This is a genomic window from Mycobacterium lehmannii (assembly GCF_001499925.1).
Lineage (GTDB): Bacteria > Actinomycetota > Actinomycetes > Mycobacteriales > Mycobacteriaceae > Mycobacterium > Mycobacterium lehmannii.
Window position 1 is genome coordinate 234,930 of sequence record NZ_LQIR01000023.1, and the last position, 13,982, is coordinate 248,911.

The window sequence follows — 13,982 nt, forward strand, 5'->3', positions numbered from 1 at the left end:
GCAGCGCTCTTCTGCGCCTGCCGACGGCCGGATGACATCGGAGGACAGCCTTGGTGATGCATATTCAGGACGGGACCGGGTCTGGTTTCACGACCCCCGTCATCGATGCCAGCGTGCACATCTTCAGCAAGTCGAACAAGGACTTCCGCAGCTTCCTTCGCGAGCCCTTCAAGAGCCGCGGATTCCCCGACTACGAGATGGACTGGTACGGCGCTCCCGGCGGCGAATACGCCCCCGGCACGGATGGCGACCGCCGCTACCCCGGTTCGGACCCCGAGTTCGTCGGCGGGCAGCTGTTCGACGAGCGCGGCGTCGACATCGCGATTCTGCATCCGATGACCCGCGGCATCATGCCGGACCGGCATCTGGGCACCGCGATCGCGGCGGGGCACAACGAGATTCTGGTCAGCCGCTGGCTCGAGGACAACCCGTACGCCGAGAAGTTCCGCGGCACCATCCGGGTCAATCCCGACGACATCACTGGTTCGCTGCGAGAGATCGCCAAATATGCCGACCATCCCCGGGTCGTGCAGATCGGCGTGCCTTTGCAATCCCGCGAGTTGTACGGCAAGCCCCAGTTCTGGCCGCTGTGGGAGGCCGCCAACGAGGCGAATCTGCCGGTCGCCGTGCACATCGAAGTGGGGGCGGGGGTCCAGTTCGCGCCGACGCCGTCCGGCGTGCCCAGGACGTATGAGAACTACGTCAGCTTCATGGCGCTGAACTACCTGTATCACCTGATGAATCTCATCGTCGAAGGGGTATTCGAAAGGATGCCGACGCTGAAATTCGTCTGGGCCGACGGGGCGGCGGACCTGTTGACGCCGTTCATCTGGCGGATGGACTGTTTCGGGCGCCCACATCTGGAGCAGACCCCGTGGGCGCCGCGGATGCCCAGCGACTACCTGCCCGGCCACACCTACTTCGTGCAGGGCGCGATGGACGGGCCGGGCGATGTGGACTACGCCGGCGAGTGGTTGAGCTTCACCGGCAAGGACGACATGGTGATGTACGGGTCGAGCTATCCGCACTGGCAGCTCAACGAGCTGACGGTGCCCTCGGCGTACTCCGACGAGCAACGCGACAAACTGTGCTGGCGCAATGCCGCCGAGCTCTACGGCATAGACGTCGGTGCCGCAGTGGGCGCACAGTGATAGGGCGTGAGACGCAGTTGAAAGGCAGGGAGCCACGATGACGGTGACAGTGACAGAGCGCAAGCCCGCCGCGGAGCGCGTCGCGGTGCGCTGCGTCGACTCCGACGTTCATCCGACACCGAGGGCGGGTGAGCTGACGCCGTACATCCCGGAGCCGTGGCGCAGCAAGTACTTCCTGACGCGGCGGATCGGCGACCAGATCTACTACGACGCACCCGACTACGCCCACGCGTACGCGATGCGGGTCGACACCTTCCCCTCGGACGGCAACTTCGCGGGCAGCGACCCCGAACTGGCCTTCAAGCAGCTGATCATGGAGGCGGGCGCCGATATCGCGATCCTCGAGCCCGCCGCCTACCCGGCGCGCTTCCCCGAGGTCAACCACGCGATGAGCGTCGCGCTCAACGACTGGCAGGCCAATCACTGGCTCGACAGCAAGAACAACTGGCACGAGCGGTGGCGCGGATCGATCTGCGTGGCGATCGAGGCGCCCGAGGATTCGGCCCGCGAGATCGAGCGCTGGGCCGGCCACCCCTACATGGGCCAGATCCTGATCAAGGCCGAACCCCGCCCGGCGTGGGGTGATCCCAAGTACAACGCGATCTGGGAGGCCGCGACCCGCAACGACATCACGGTGAGCTGCCACCTGTCGCGCAGCCATCACGAGGAGCTGCCGATCCCGCCGGTCGGATTCCCCAGCTACAACCACGATTTCATGGTCACCTACTCGCTGCTGGCCGCGAACCAGGTGATGAGCATGGTCTTCGACGGGCTCTTCGACCGGTTCCCGACACTGCGAATCGTGTTGGTGGAACACGCTTTCACCTGGATTCTGCCGCTGATGTGGCGGATGGACGCCATCTACGAGGCCCGTAAGTCGTGGTTGGACATCAAGCGCAAACCGTCGGAATACGTCAAGGACCACATCAAGTTCACCACCCAGCCGCTGGACTACCCCGAGGACAAGACGGAGTTGTCGCGCGCGTTCGAGTGGATGGAGTGCGAGAAGATCCTGCTCTACTCGTCGGACTACCCGCACTGGACGTTCGACGACCCGCGCTGGCTGGTCAAGCACCTGCCCGAGCACGCCCGGGAAGCGGTGATGTTCCGCAACGGCATCGCGACGTATCACCTTCCCGACACGGTTCCGGCCCTCGAGGGCCAGGTTCGGGTGTTCTGAGTTGAGCGAACAGGAGAAGACGCCCCGGCTGGCCCAGGGGCGTGAGCACGTCGTCGCCACGGTCGACGAGATCCCGCCGGGCAAGCACAAATTGGTGCCGATCGGACGCCACGGCGTGGGCGTCTACAACGTCAACGGCACGTTCTACGCGATCGCCAACTACTGCCCGCATGAGGGCGGACCGCTGTGTTCCGGACGTGCCCGCGGCCGCACCGTGGTCGACGACAGCGTGCCCGGCGATGCGGTGATGGTGCGCGATCTGGAGTACATCTACTGCCCGTGGCACCAGTGGGGTTTCGAACTGGCCACCGGCACCACGGCGGTCAAGCCGGAGTGGAGCATCCGGACCTACCCCGTGCGGGTGGTCGGCAACGAGGTGTTGGTCCAGGCATGATCACAGGTTCCCTTGTTGGCGTGAGCGTGCGTGTTTGCACACGACACGCCGCGAAAATTCAGCAGTTTGCGCACGTTCGCGGAGGCTCAGCATGACCACCACGGAGGCCGCGGGCCCCACTCTCAAACCGGGCGAAGAGACCGTCGAGATCAACGGCGGCCACGTCGTCTACGAAATCCTAGGCAACGAAGGCGAATTCATCGCACTGACGCCGGGCGGCCGATTCAGCAAGGACATTCCCGGCCTACGGCCACTGGCGGAGGCGCTGGCATCGGGCGGTTACCGCGTGCTGCTGTGGGATCGGCCGAACTGTGGCAAGTCGGACGTGCAGTTCTACGGTAAGAGCGAATCTCATATGCGCGCCGAAACGCTGCACGCGCTGCTCACCGGTCTCGGCATCGAGCAGTGCATCATCGCGGGCGGTTCCGGTGGGGCGCGGGACTCGATGCTGACGACGATGCTCTACCCCGAAATCGTCCGAAAGCTGGTGGTCTGGAACATCGTCGGCGGCGTATACGGGTCCTTCGTACTGGGCGGACACTACGTGGTGCCGAGCATCCTGGCCGCCCGCGGTGCGGGCATCGACGGCCTGCTGCACGTCGCCGAGTGGAAGGAGCGCATCGGCGAGAATCCTCGCAACGAGGAGCGGTTCAGAGCCCTCGACGTCGACGAGTTTCTGAAGGTGATGTTGCGTTGGCTCAACGCCTTCGTGCCCAAGCCCGGTCAAACGATCCCCGGTGTCGAAGACGAGATGTTCGACAACATCACGGTGCCGACATTGATCATCCGCGGCGGCGAGAACGACTGGGATCATCCGAAGCGCACGTCGCTCGAGGTCAGCTGCCTGATCAAGGGCTCAACGCTGATCGACCCGCCCTGGCCCGAGGATGCCTGGGAGCGTGCCGGTGAGAAGTTCGCGGCCAGCGGCGGAAAGGACTTCTGCCTGTTCGACACGTGGGTGCAGGCGGCGCCGGCAATTCTGAAGTTCCTGGACAGTTGATGAGCGGATCCACCACAACCGTGAGGGCACATCCTCGTACGCCGGCTACGGCGCTTCGTGTTCGAGACTGCGCGCTCGCCCGGAAGCACTACGTCGTACGGATGTGGACCTCGCAGTTGAGTGAGGCCTCCAGCGCGGTGTGCACCCGACTCTCCGGAACGCGTTCGAGGTCGGCCCTGCGCAACGTCACATATATGACGTCCCAGCCGTCGTCGCCGGGTACCCGTTCGATCTCCCCGGACAGCCCGAACCCGGCAAGGACGCCGTGCGCATCGTCGTCGGTGCCGCGGCTGATGAACGTCACCACGCCGGGCACCGGTGTGGTGCCGAATGCCTTGTCGCACAGGTCGACCGCGAGCCGACGGAGTTCGTCCTGGTCGTCGCCGGCGATCAACAACTCGACCTCACGGCGTTTCGGCGGCAACCCGGCCAGATCGTTGGCCACCACCTCGATACCGTGCGCAGCCGCCGAATCCCTCAGCCGAGCAAGGCCGTCGTCGAGTTGGGCCGGGCCGAGTTCGCCCGCCGTGTCGACACCGACGCGCACGACCGCAGTCCTCATGTCCGTCAGCCTATCCGCGGGCCGGAAGGACCAGCCATGACCTCTACTGCCACCGATCTCGCCGTCGCCGCCTGGCCGGATTGCGCGCCGCGGCTGTTGCGCCCGTCGGAGGCGGGCACGGAGGACTACGCCGAGTACACCCGGGCGGGCGGATACCGGCCGCTGATCGATGCCGATGCGCTGCTGACGCAGGTCGACCTGTCGGGGCTGCTGGGCCGCGGCGGCGCCGCGTTCCCGATCGGCACCAAACTGCGCACGGTGCACAATGCCCACCAGCGCGGCTCGGAGACCGTCGTCGTGGCCAACGGCGAAGAAGGTGAACCCGCGTCGGTCAAAGACCGCTGGCTCCTGCGTAACCGGCCCCATCTCGTGCTCGACGGTCTGCGCTTGGCGACGGCCGTCGCAGGCGCCCGCCGGGCATACGTCTACGTCTCCGACTCCCCCGCCGCGAACGCCGTCACCGCCGCGCTCAGCGAAGTGCCACCAGAAACGTTCGGCGCGACCGAGATCACCGTCGTCACAGTCGAACCCGGGTACGTGGCCGGAGAAGAGACCGCCGCGGTCCGGCGCATCAACGGCGGACCCGCCAAGCCGACCGACAAACCGCCACGGCCCTTCGAGGAAGGCGTGGCCGGCGTCCCCACCATGGTCAGCAATGTCGAGACGCTGGCCAACCTGCCCTACATCCATGAGCACGGCGCCGAGAAGTTCCGTTCGGTCGGCACGCCGATGTCTCCCGGGACGTTTCTCGCGACCATCACCGGCGGCGGACGACCAGCCGCGCTGTACGAAATCCCGCACGGTGCATCGTTCTCCGATCTGCTGCACCTGCACGGGGTCACCAGCGACGCGGTCACCGGCGTCTTGATGGGCGGCTACTTCGCCGGCCTGGTCAACACCGACATCCTCGACGCGACGCTCGACCACGAGTCGGTTCGCCGGCTCGGCAGCGGTCTGGGATGCGGGGCCATCTCGATCCTCACCGACGACTGCCCCGTCGCCGTCGCGGCCGCGGTGATGTCGTACTTCGACCGGGAGAACGCGGGCCAGTGCGGATCCTGCTTCAACGGCACCGCCGCCATGGCCGCGGTCACGTCGGCGCTGCGCGACGGCGTAGCCACCCAGGAGGACGTCACCCGCCTGGAGCGTTGGTCGGTGGTGCTTCGCGGGCGTGGCGCCTGTGGCACTCTCGACGGCGCCACCAACGTCGCCGCGAGCCTGCTGCGACAGTTCCCACAAGTGGTGGCTCGCCACCTCACCGACGACTGCACGGCCTGTCGCGCCGACGCGTTCGCCGCCGTGCGGCCTTACGAAGTGGAGGCGGTGGCTCAATCATGAGTGACGGCTTGCGGATTCGGCTCGACCGGACGCTGTGCGACGGCTTCGGGATATGCGCCAAGCACGCCCCGGGGTACTTCTCCCTGGACGACTGGGGGTACGCCTCCCTCATCGGCGACGGCACGGTGCCGGAGAAGGACAGGGACGCGGTGATGCGCGCACTATTGGACTGCCCGGTGCACGCGATCATCTACATGGGCGAACACCGGCCGTCCGACGACACCGCCGTGCATCAGGAGGCACACGAGGTGCCCGAACCCGAACCCAAAACCGATGACAACGAGGCGATCTCGGGATTCGTGCGGTGACAAGACCACTACCCGAGCTGACGGTACTCAACGAGTTTTTCTGGACCGCCGGCGCCGACGGTGTCCTGCGTATCCAGGAGTGTCGTGACTGCACGGCGCTGATCCATCCGCCGCAACCCGTGTGCCGGTACTGCCGGAGCCACAACATGGGCATTCGCGACGTCTCCGGCAAGGCCACGCTGTCGGCGTTCACCGTCAACCACCGGTTCGGCTTCCCGGACCTGCCGCCGCCCTACGTGGTGGCCCAGGTGGCGATCGTCGAGGATCCGCGAGTTCGACTGACCACCAACATCGTCGACTGCGACCCCGACGACCTGAAACTCGGTCAAGTCGTCGAGGTGACGTTTCAACAGCTCGGCGATGGGGCCGGAACTGTCTGGCTGCCCGTCTTCACACCCGGCGCCGACGAACAGAGTGGCCCGGTCGCCGAGGACGAGATCGCACCACAGGACTTCGCCCGTCACGTGAGCCAGCCGCTGACTCGCCAACGGTTCGAAGAGCATTCGGCGATCACCGGAATCGGTGCGTCGCGGCTCGGTCGGCGATTGATGGTGCCGCCGCTGTCGCTGACGATCGAAGCGTGCGAGGCCGCCGTCGCCGACGCGGGTCTGACGTTCGACGACATCGACGGCCTGTCGACCTATCCCGGGTTGGACATCGCGGGCATGGGCGAAGGCGGCGTCGCCGCGCTCGAGGGCGCTCTCGGTCTACGCCCGGCGTGGATCAACGGCGGCATGGATACCTTCGGACCCGGCGGCTCGGTCATCGCGGCGATGATGGCGGTGGCCACGGGTATGGCCCGGCACGTGCTGTGCTTCCGCACATTGTGGGAGGCGACGTTCCAGCAGTTGATGAAGGAGGGCAAGGCGTCACCGCCGGGCGGCGCCCGAACCTCGAGCTGGCAGATGCCCTTCGGTGCGATGTCGGCCGCGCACACGCTGGCGCTCAACGCCCAGCGCCACTTCGAGCGCTACGGCACCACGCGCGAAACGCTCGGTTGGATCGCGCTCAACCAGCGCGCGAACGCGGCGCTGAACCCGACCGCCATCTACCGCGACCCCATGACGATGGACGACTACCTCAACGCGCGGATGATCACGACCCCGTTCGGGTTGTACGACTGCGACGTTCCCTGTGACGGCGCCGTCGCGGTCATCGTCTCGGCCGTCGAAACCGCAGAAGACATGCCCCACAAGCCGGTGTTGTTCGAGGCGGTCGGCACGCAGATCGTCGAACGCACCGACTGGGACCAGAGCACGCTGACCCACGAACCTCAGGTGCTCGGTCAGGCCGCCCATCTGTGGACTCGAACCTCGTTGCGGCCCAAGGATGTCGACGTCGCAGAGCTGTACGACGGCTTCTCGTTCAACTGCCTGTCGTGGCTGGAGGCTCTCGGCTTCTGCGGTATCGGCGAGGCCAAGGACTTCCTCGACGGCGGCAAGGCCATCGCCCGCGACGGGGTGATCCCGTTGAACACCCACGGCGGTCAGCTGTCGCACGGCCGGACACACGGAATGGGCCTGATCCACGAAGCCGTCACGCAACTTCGCGGCGACGCGGGCGAGCGCCAGGTGAAGGACGCCAAGGTCGCGGTGGTCAGCAGTGGCGGGCTCACGCCAAGCGGGGCGATCCTGATGCGGACCGACGGGTGAGCCCGCGCCCCCGCGTCGTCCTCGTCGACGGCGTTCCCATGTCGGGCCTTGTCGCACATGCCGACAACCCGGCCGCCGTCATCGTCGCCCTCCACGGAGGTGCCAGCACCGCAGCGTATTTCGACTGTCCCGGCCATCCTCAGCTGTCGCTGCTGCGCGCCGGTCCGGCCCGAGGAATCACGGTGGTGGCGTTGGACCGACCCGGCTACGGCAGCTCGGCGCCCTATCCCGAGGCGATGCACGAACCCGACCAGCGGGTCGCGCTCGCCTATGGTGCCGTCGACAAGGTGTTGGGCCAGAACCCGCGCGGCGAAGGCCTGTTCCTGCTCGGCCACTCGGCAGGCTGTGAACTGGCGGTGCGCATGGCCGCCGACGAGCGTGCCGCTCAGGCGGGGGTGCTCGGACTCGGCCTGGCCGGTACCGGGTTGCGGTATGCGGACTCCGCGGCCCAGATCCTGAAGACGACGACGGCCACCCGGCGGCCGGTGGGGCTTCGCGACCTGCTGTGGGAACCCGCCGACCTGTATCCGCCCGAGGTGCTCTCGGGTATCACGAACTCGTCGACGGGCGCGCCGTACGAGGCGGACATGACGAAAAACTGGCCGCGGCGGGACTTTCCGGCGATGGCTGCGCGGGTCGAGGTGCCCGTGCAGTTCACCGTCGCCGAACACGAGCGGGTGTGGCGCACCGACCCCGAGTCGCTGGCCGACATCGCCGCGGTGTTCACCGCCGCGCCCCGCTTCGTCCTCAACGAACAGGCCGGCGCAGGTCACAACATTTCGCTGTCCTACGCGGCCGCGGACTACCACGACAAAGTGTTGTCGTTCGTCGAGGAATGCGTCGCGGCCCGAAGAGGCGCCGAGGACAAGGCCGAGCAGAAAGTGGAGGCGGATTGATGCGCGTCGGATTCATCGGACTGGGCAGCCAGGGCGGCCCCATGGCCCGCAAGATCGTCGAGGGCGGGTTCGAGACGACGCTGTGGGCGCGTCGGGCGGCCAGCCTCGAACCGTATGCCGGCACGGCAGCCAAGACCGCGAGCACGCCTGCGGAGTTGGCCGCGGCCAGCGATCTGGTCTGCCTGTGCGTGGTCGGCGACGACGACGTGCGCGAAGTCCTCAACGGTGAGAGCGGTGTGCTCGCCGGCCTGGCCTCCGGCGCAACCATTGCCATCCACAGCACCGTACATCCCGACACCTGCAGGGAGATCGCCGAAGCCGCTGCCAAACAGGGTGTTTCGGTCATCGACGCGCCGGTGAGCGGCGGTGGGCCCGCCGTCGAAGAGGGCAAGCTGCTGGTGATGGTCGGCGGCGAGGAGGACGTCGTCGAACGCTGCCGCCCGGTGTTCGCGACCTATGCCGACCCAATCGTGCATCTCGGCCCGCTGGGCAGTGGACAGGTCACCAAGATCCTGAACAACCTGCTGTTCACCGCCAATCTCGGCAGCGCGCTGAGCACTCTCGATCTCGGTGAGTCCCTGGGTATTCCGCGCGTGCGCCTTGCCGAGGTGCTCAACGGTGGATCGGCAACCAGCAAGGCGTTGGGCAGCATCGCGATGTTCGGCGGCACGGTCGAGGCACTGGCGCCCATCGCAGGCGCGTTGCTGCAGAAGGACGTTCGGCACGCGGCCAGCATCGCGGCCACCGCATCGGCACCGGAGGGATCGGTGTTCACCGTGGCCGACACGGCGCTGCAGAACATGGACCACCCGCGGTGACGCGGGTCGGTTTCGTCGGGGCGGGGCGCATGGGCGCGCCGATGGTGCGCCGCCTTATCGAAGCCGGTCACGAGGTCCGCGCACTCGGCAGGACCGACGAGAAATGCGCCGCGCTACGCGATATCGGCGCGCAGCCCGTGACCCGTGCGGCCGACGTCGCCGACGGGGCCGACGCCGTGGCGATCTGCGTGTTCACCGACGAGCAGGTCAGCCAGGTGTGCCTGGACGACGGCCTGGCCGCGGCCATGCAACCGGGCGGTGCGCTGATCATTCACACGACGGGCAGCCCGGCCACCACGCGAAGGCTGGCGGCCGAGTTCACCGACATCGACGTCGTCGACGCGCCGGTCAGCGGCGGCCCGCACAACATCGCGGCCGGCGAGGTGACCCTGTTCGTCGGCGGCGCGCACGCCGCGGTCAACAAGGTCCGACCGGTGCTGGCCAGCTACGGCGACCCGATCCTGCACGTCGGCGAGATCGGCGCGGGCCAGGCCGTCAAGCTCGTCAACAACAGCCTGTTCGCCGCCCAGATCGGTCTGCTGCGCACCGCCGTCGACCTCGGCGCCCGCCTCGGCGTCCAGGAGGCCGAGCTGCTCACCTCGCTCACCCACGGCAGCGGGACCAGCCGGGTCGGCGAGTTCATCGCCGCGCGGGGCTCGGTTCAGGGCTTCGTCACCGACGTCGGCGAGTTCATCGGCAAGGACGTCGCGGTGGTTCGCCAGACGGCGGGCGAGCTGGGCAGTGACCTTGGCCTGCTCGACGAGGTCATCGATGCCGGGATCCTGGCCATAAACAGCGGCGATTCCCCTTACCAGGAGGCATCCGGTGAGGCATACTAGAGGCGTTACATTATTGCGGCCTCGCGTAACGGAAGCGGTCGACAGCCCGCCGCGAAAGAGGAGACCATGACCAAGCCCAAACTCGTGTTCGACCCGGTGTCGCAGGAGTTCTTCGACAACCCGTACGAGATCTACCAACGGATGCGCGACGAAGCGCCCCTCTACTACGACGAGGAGCAGGACTTCTACGCGCTGACGCGGCACGCCGACGTGGCCGCAGCGCTCAAGGACCACGAGTCGTTCTCCTCATCTCGTGGTTGCGACCTGGCGATGGTGCGCTCGGAGGAAGGCCCGCACAAGTCGATCATCTTCATGGACCCGCCCGAGCACCGGCACATGCGCAGCCTGCTCAACAAGGCCTTCACCCCCCGGGCCATCCAATCGCAGCGCGAGAACATCACCGAACTCGTCGAGCAGTACCTCTCGAAGGTCGATCCCGACAACTTCGATGTGGTGCAGGATTTCTCGGGTCCGTTCCCGGTAGAAGTGATCACCCGGATGGCGGGGGTGCCTGAGGAGTTTCGTCAACAAGTCCGGCGCTGGATCGACATCAGCCTCCAGCGCAAGCCCGGCCAGCTCGAGCTGTCCGAAGAGAACATGCAGGCCAACATCGACTCGGGCATGTACTACTACGGCCTCGTTCAGGAGCGGCGGCAGAACCCTCTGGACGACATGATCGGCCGGCTCATCCGCGCGGAGATTCCCGGTGAGAACGGTGAGATGCGCCAGCTCGACGATCTCGAGATCACCGGATTCCTAGCACTTCTCGGTGGCGCCGGCGCGGAGACGGTCACCAAGCTCGTCGGCAGCGCGGTGGTCGAGTTCGCCCGCCATCCCGAACAGTGGCAGATGCTGCTCGACGACCGCAGCCTGGTGCCGGCCGCCGTCGAAGAATTGCTGCGCTACGTCGGGCCGGTGCAGTACAACGTGCGCTACACGCTGAAGGAAGCCGAGGTGCCCAGCGGCACCATTCCCGCGCACAAGCCGGTGTTCCTGATGAAGGCGGCGGCCAACCGCGATTCCCGCGCATTCGACAACGCCGAGACGTTCGACATCACCCGGGATCGCACGCAGTCACCGAACCTCGGACTGGGCTACGGCATTCACAGCTGCCTTGGCGCTGCGCTGGCCCGCCTGGAAACCACGATCGCGCTCGAGCACCTGCTCGATTTCATGCCGCGTTACGAGGTGAACTTCGACGGCCTCGAACGCGTGCACATGCAGAATGTGGCCGGATACCACCACGTCCCGGTGAAGGTGTTGAAGTGACTCAAAAGATCATCGTCGACTTCGGGCTCTGTGAGAGCAACGGAGTGTGCATGGGCATCATCCCCGAGGTGTTCGATCTCGACGAGGAAGACTACCTACACGTGCTTCAGGAAGAAGTGACGCCCGAGAACGAGGAGCAAGTCAGGGAAGCGGTGCGACAGTGCCCGCGCCAGGCGATCTCGATCGAAGACGCATGACCACGTCGAAAATCGTCTTCGACCCGTTCTCGCAGGAGTACTTCGACGGACCGTGGGAGATCTACCGGCGCCTGCGCGAAGAAGCACCGGTCTACTACAACGAGGAACTCGACTTCTACGCCTTGTCGCGGCATGAAGACGTATCCGCGGCTTACAAGGACTTCGCCACCTACTCGTCGGCATACGGTCTGGATCTGGCGACCATTCGCTCTGACGAGCCGATGCCGGCCAAGATGATCATCCTGATGGATCCGCCCGAACATCGCCACATGCGCAGCCTGGTGAACAAGGTGTTCACCCCCCGGGCGATCGAGGCGATGCGACCGATGGTGACCGAGACCATCGACAGGTACATCGCCAAGGCCGATCCCTCCCACTTCGACGTCGTCAGCGACTTCTCCGCATTCTTCCCGGTCGAAGTCATCACCCAGATGCTGGGCGTGCCAGAGGAACATCGGCAGCAGGTCCGAGAATGGGTCGACGCGTCGCTGCATCGCGAGCCCGGCCAGGTCGACATGTCCGAAGAGGGTATGCAGGCCATCGGCGAAGCCATGGGGCTGTACTTCCAACTGATCCAGGAGCGGCGCGCTGACCCGAAGGACGACATGTTCAGCCGCCTGGTGGCCGCCGAGATCACCCGCGAGGATGGTGAGAAGGAATCACTCGACGACTTCGAGATCGCCGGATTCGCAACGCTTCTCGGTGGTGCTGGCGCCGAGACCGTCACCAAGCTGGTCGGCAACGCGGCGGTCACGTTCGCCCGTCACCCCGACCAGTGGCAGAAGCTTCTCGATGACCGCAGCAAGATTCCCGCCGCAGTCGAGGAACTGCTGCGCTACGAGCCGCCGGTGCACTACAACGTGCGGCGCTCGATGCGCGATGTGGAACTGCACGGCGTGACGATCCCCGAGGGCAAGCCGGTGTTCCTCCTGCAGGCCTCGGCACACCGCGATCCCGAGGCATTCACCGACGCCGACACTTTCGACATCGACCGCAACCGCACCGAGGCGCAAAACCTGGGCTTCGGCTACGGCATTCACAGCTGCCTCGGTGCGGCGTTGGCCCGGATGGAGACGGCGATCGCACTCGAGCGGCTGCTCGACCTGATCCCCAAATATGAAGTGCTGTGGGATGACTGCCGTCGGGTGGCGATGCAGAACGTCGCGGGCTGGTCGCATGTTCCGGTGCGCGCCCTGAGTTGATGCGATTCGTCTTCGTCCACGGGGGCTTTCACGCCGCCTGGTGCTGGGAGCGCGTGATCGACGAGCTGACGGCGATGGGCCACGACGCGGTCGCGGTGGACCTCCCGGGACACGGTGCACGCGCCGACGAGGAGTCGACACTGGCCAACCGGCGCGACGCGATCGTGGAAGCGTTGCGGGCAGCCGGTTCGGCTAGCAGCGTTCTCGTCGGACATTCGGGCGGCGGCTTCGACGCTACGCTGGCGGCCGACGCCGCGCCCGAATTGGTCAGCCACATCACCTACCTCGCGGCGGCGCTGCCCCGTGAAGGTCGCACCTACCCCGAAGCGATGGCGATGCGCGACGACGGCGACGAACTAGGCGAGGATTTCGACGCCGACGTCGGAGAGATGTTGGGCTACCTGAAGTTCGACGACGATGGCGCGATGTGGTTCGCCGACTTCGAAGGCGCGTGGCGGTACTTTTACCACGATTGCGACGAGGCCACCGCGCGCTGGGCGTTCGAGCGCCTCGGTCCCGAACGCTTCGGCGACACGACGGTGACGCCGGTATCCGTGCCGCGGTTCTGGGAGGCCGATCTCCCCCGCAGCTTCATCCGTTGTCTGCAGGACCGGTCGATGCCGCGCTGGCTGGCCGACACGGTGAGCCGTCGCCTCGGCGTTGAACAGTTGACCATCGACGCCTCGCACTCGCCGTTCCTGAGCCGACCGCGAGAACTCGCCGAGTTACTGGTACACGCCACCACGACGACGCCGACCGGCCCGCTGGTTTCCGCCTGAAGTCGCGCCGAGACCAACGATTTGGCGGCTTTTGCTCGAATTCTCCCGCCAAAACGTCGGTTTGGGCGACAGCGAATCAGCCCAGCCCGTGCAGGATGACGCCGTTGCAGTCGGCGGCGGCCTGACGCAGCTTCGCGGCGGCCTGGTACTCATCGGAGTAGTACCACGCCTTGGCCGCTTCCTCGGACTCGAACTCGAGCAGCACGGTCTGCGTGCCGTGCCAGGTGCCCTCGATCACCTCGGCCTTCTGATCGAATGCCAGCAGCGTCGCGCTGGCCATCGTCTGGCTGGCCACCTTGCCGTACTCCGCCATACCGTCGGGATCCTTGACGTCCTCGGTAATGAGGATGTACGCCTTCGCCATTCGAGCTCCTTCGTGTTGGATGCCGGCACCGCG

Annotated in this window: 16 protein-coding genes; 14 read left to right on the forward strand and 2 right to left on the reverse strand. The window is 66.4% G+C overall.

Annotated elements, in window-relative coordinates:
• The first annotated feature begins 56 nt into the window (after positions 1-56).
• From AU192_RS14005 to AU192_RS14020, 4 genes are all read left to right on the forward strand, one after another.
• On the forward strand, positions 57-1,151 hold the full coding sequence (locus AU192_RS14005) for an amidohydrolase family protein (RefSeq protein WP_064397051.1): 1,095 nt from the start codon (positions 57-59) through the stop codon (positions 1,149-1,151).
• 37 nt (positions 1,152-1,188) lie between these two features.
• Positions 1,189-2,331 carry an amidohydrolase family protein gene (locus AU192_RS14010; RefSeq protein WP_064397053.1) on the forward strand — a complete coding sequence of 381 codons (1,143 nt, stop codon included), beginning with the start codon at positions 1,189-1,191 and terminating at the stop codon, positions 2,329-2,331.
• 1 nt (position 2,332) lies between these two features.
• The gene (locus AU192_RS14015) at positions 2,333-2,725 is read left to right on the forward strand and encodes a Rieske (2Fe-2S) protein (protein WP_064397055.1); all 393 of its coding nucleotides are present in this window, start codon (positions 2,333-2,335) and stop codon (positions 2,723-2,725) included.
• Positions 2,726-2,816: 91 nt separating this feature from the next.
• Complete coding sequence (locus AU192_RS14020; RefSeq protein ID WP_064397057.1) at positions 2,817-3,725, forward strand: alpha/beta fold hydrolase; 909 nt, start codon at positions 2,817-2,819, stop codon at positions 3,723-3,725.
• Between the two features lie 88 nt (positions 3,726-3,813).
• Here the strand turns inward: AU192_RS14020 and AU192_RS14025 are convergent, their stop codons facing one another.
• Entirely contained in the window at positions 3,814-4,287 is a 474-nt protein-coding gene (locus AU192_RS14025; protein ID WP_064397059.1) for a hypothetical protein, read from the reverse strand.
• 36 nt (positions 4,288-4,323) lie between these two features.
• Between AU192_RS14025 and AU192_RS14030 the strand changes: the two genes are divergently transcribed.
• The 10 genes from AU192_RS14030 (at position 4,324) to AU192_RS14075 (ending at position 13,585) form a co-directional block, all read left to right on the forward strand.
• On the forward strand, positions 4,324-5,625 hold the full coding sequence (locus tag AU192_RS14030; RefSeq protein ID WP_064397061.1) for an NADH-ubiquinone oxidoreductase-F iron-sulfur binding region domain-containing protein: 1,302 nt from the start codon (positions 4,324-4,326) through the stop codon (positions 5,623-5,625).
• A gap of 8 nt (positions 5,626-5,633) precedes the next feature.
• Positions 5,634-5,933, forward strand: a complete 300-nt coding sequence (locus AU192_RS14035) for a ferredoxin (protein ID WP_231984718.1) — start codon at positions 5,634-5,636, stop codon at positions 5,931-5,933.
• Complete coding sequence (locus AU192_RS14040; RefSeq protein ID WP_064397065.1) at positions 5,930-7,585, forward strand: thiolase C-terminal domain-containing protein; 1,656 nt, start codon at positions 5,930-5,932, stop codon at positions 7,583-7,585. Before AU192_RS14035 ends, AU192_RS14040 begins: the two co-directional genes overlap by 4 nt.
• A 38-nt stretch (positions 7,586-7,623) precedes the next feature.
• Entirely contained in the window at positions 7,624-8,481 is an 858-nt protein-coding gene (locus AU192_RS14045; RefSeq protein ID WP_064397443.1) for an alpha/beta hydrolase, read from the forward strand.
• On the forward strand, positions 8,481-9,299 hold the full coding sequence (locus AU192_RS14050; RefSeq protein ID WP_064397067.1) for an NAD(P)-dependent oxidoreductase: 819 nt from the start codon (positions 8,481-8,483) through the stop codon (positions 9,297-9,299). Before AU192_RS14045 ends, AU192_RS14050 begins: the two co-directional genes overlap by 1 nt.
• A complete protein-coding gene (locus AU192_RS14055) occupies positions 9,296-10,138 on the forward strand; it encodes an NAD(P)-dependent oxidoreductase (RefSeq protein ID WP_064397069.1) in 843 nt (280 codons plus the stop codon). Before AU192_RS14050 ends, AU192_RS14055 begins: the two co-directional genes overlap by 4 nt.
• A gap of 66 nt (positions 10,139-10,204) precedes the next feature.
• Entirely contained in the window at positions 10,205-11,407 is a 1,203-nt protein-coding gene (locus AU192_RS14060) for a cytochrome P450 (protein WP_064397070.1), read from the forward strand.
• The gene (locus tag AU192_RS14065) at positions 11,404-11,604 is read left to right on the forward strand and encodes a ferredoxin (protein ID WP_064397072.1); all 201 of its coding nucleotides are present in this window, start codon (positions 11,404-11,406) and stop codon (positions 11,602-11,604) included. Before AU192_RS14060 ends, AU192_RS14065 begins: the two co-directional genes overlap by 4 nt.
• The gene (locus tag AU192_RS14070; RefSeq protein ID WP_064397074.1) at positions 11,601-12,806 is read left to right on the forward strand and encodes a cytochrome P450; all 1,206 of its coding nucleotides are present in this window, start codon (positions 11,601-11,603) and stop codon (positions 12,804-12,806) included. Before AU192_RS14065 ends, AU192_RS14070 begins: the two co-directional genes overlap by 4 nt.
• Positions 12,806-13,585: an alpha/beta fold hydrolase gene (locus AU192_RS14075; RefSeq protein WP_064397076.1), complete on the forward strand. Its 780-nt coding sequence runs from the start codon at positions 12,806-12,808 to the stop codon at positions 13,583-13,585. Before AU192_RS14070 ends, AU192_RS14075 begins: the two co-directional genes overlap by 1 nt.
• Before the next feature lie 76 nt (positions 13,586-13,661).
• Here AU192_RS14075 and AU192_RS14080 read toward each other — a convergent pair whose 3' ends face one another.
• Positions 13,662-13,949: a DUF1330 domain-containing protein gene (locus AU192_RS14080; protein ID WP_064397078.1), complete on the reverse strand. Its 288-nt coding sequence runs from the start codon at positions 13,947-13,949 to the stop codon at positions 13,662-13,664.
• Between the last annotated feature and the right edge of the window lie 33 nt (positions 13,950-13,982).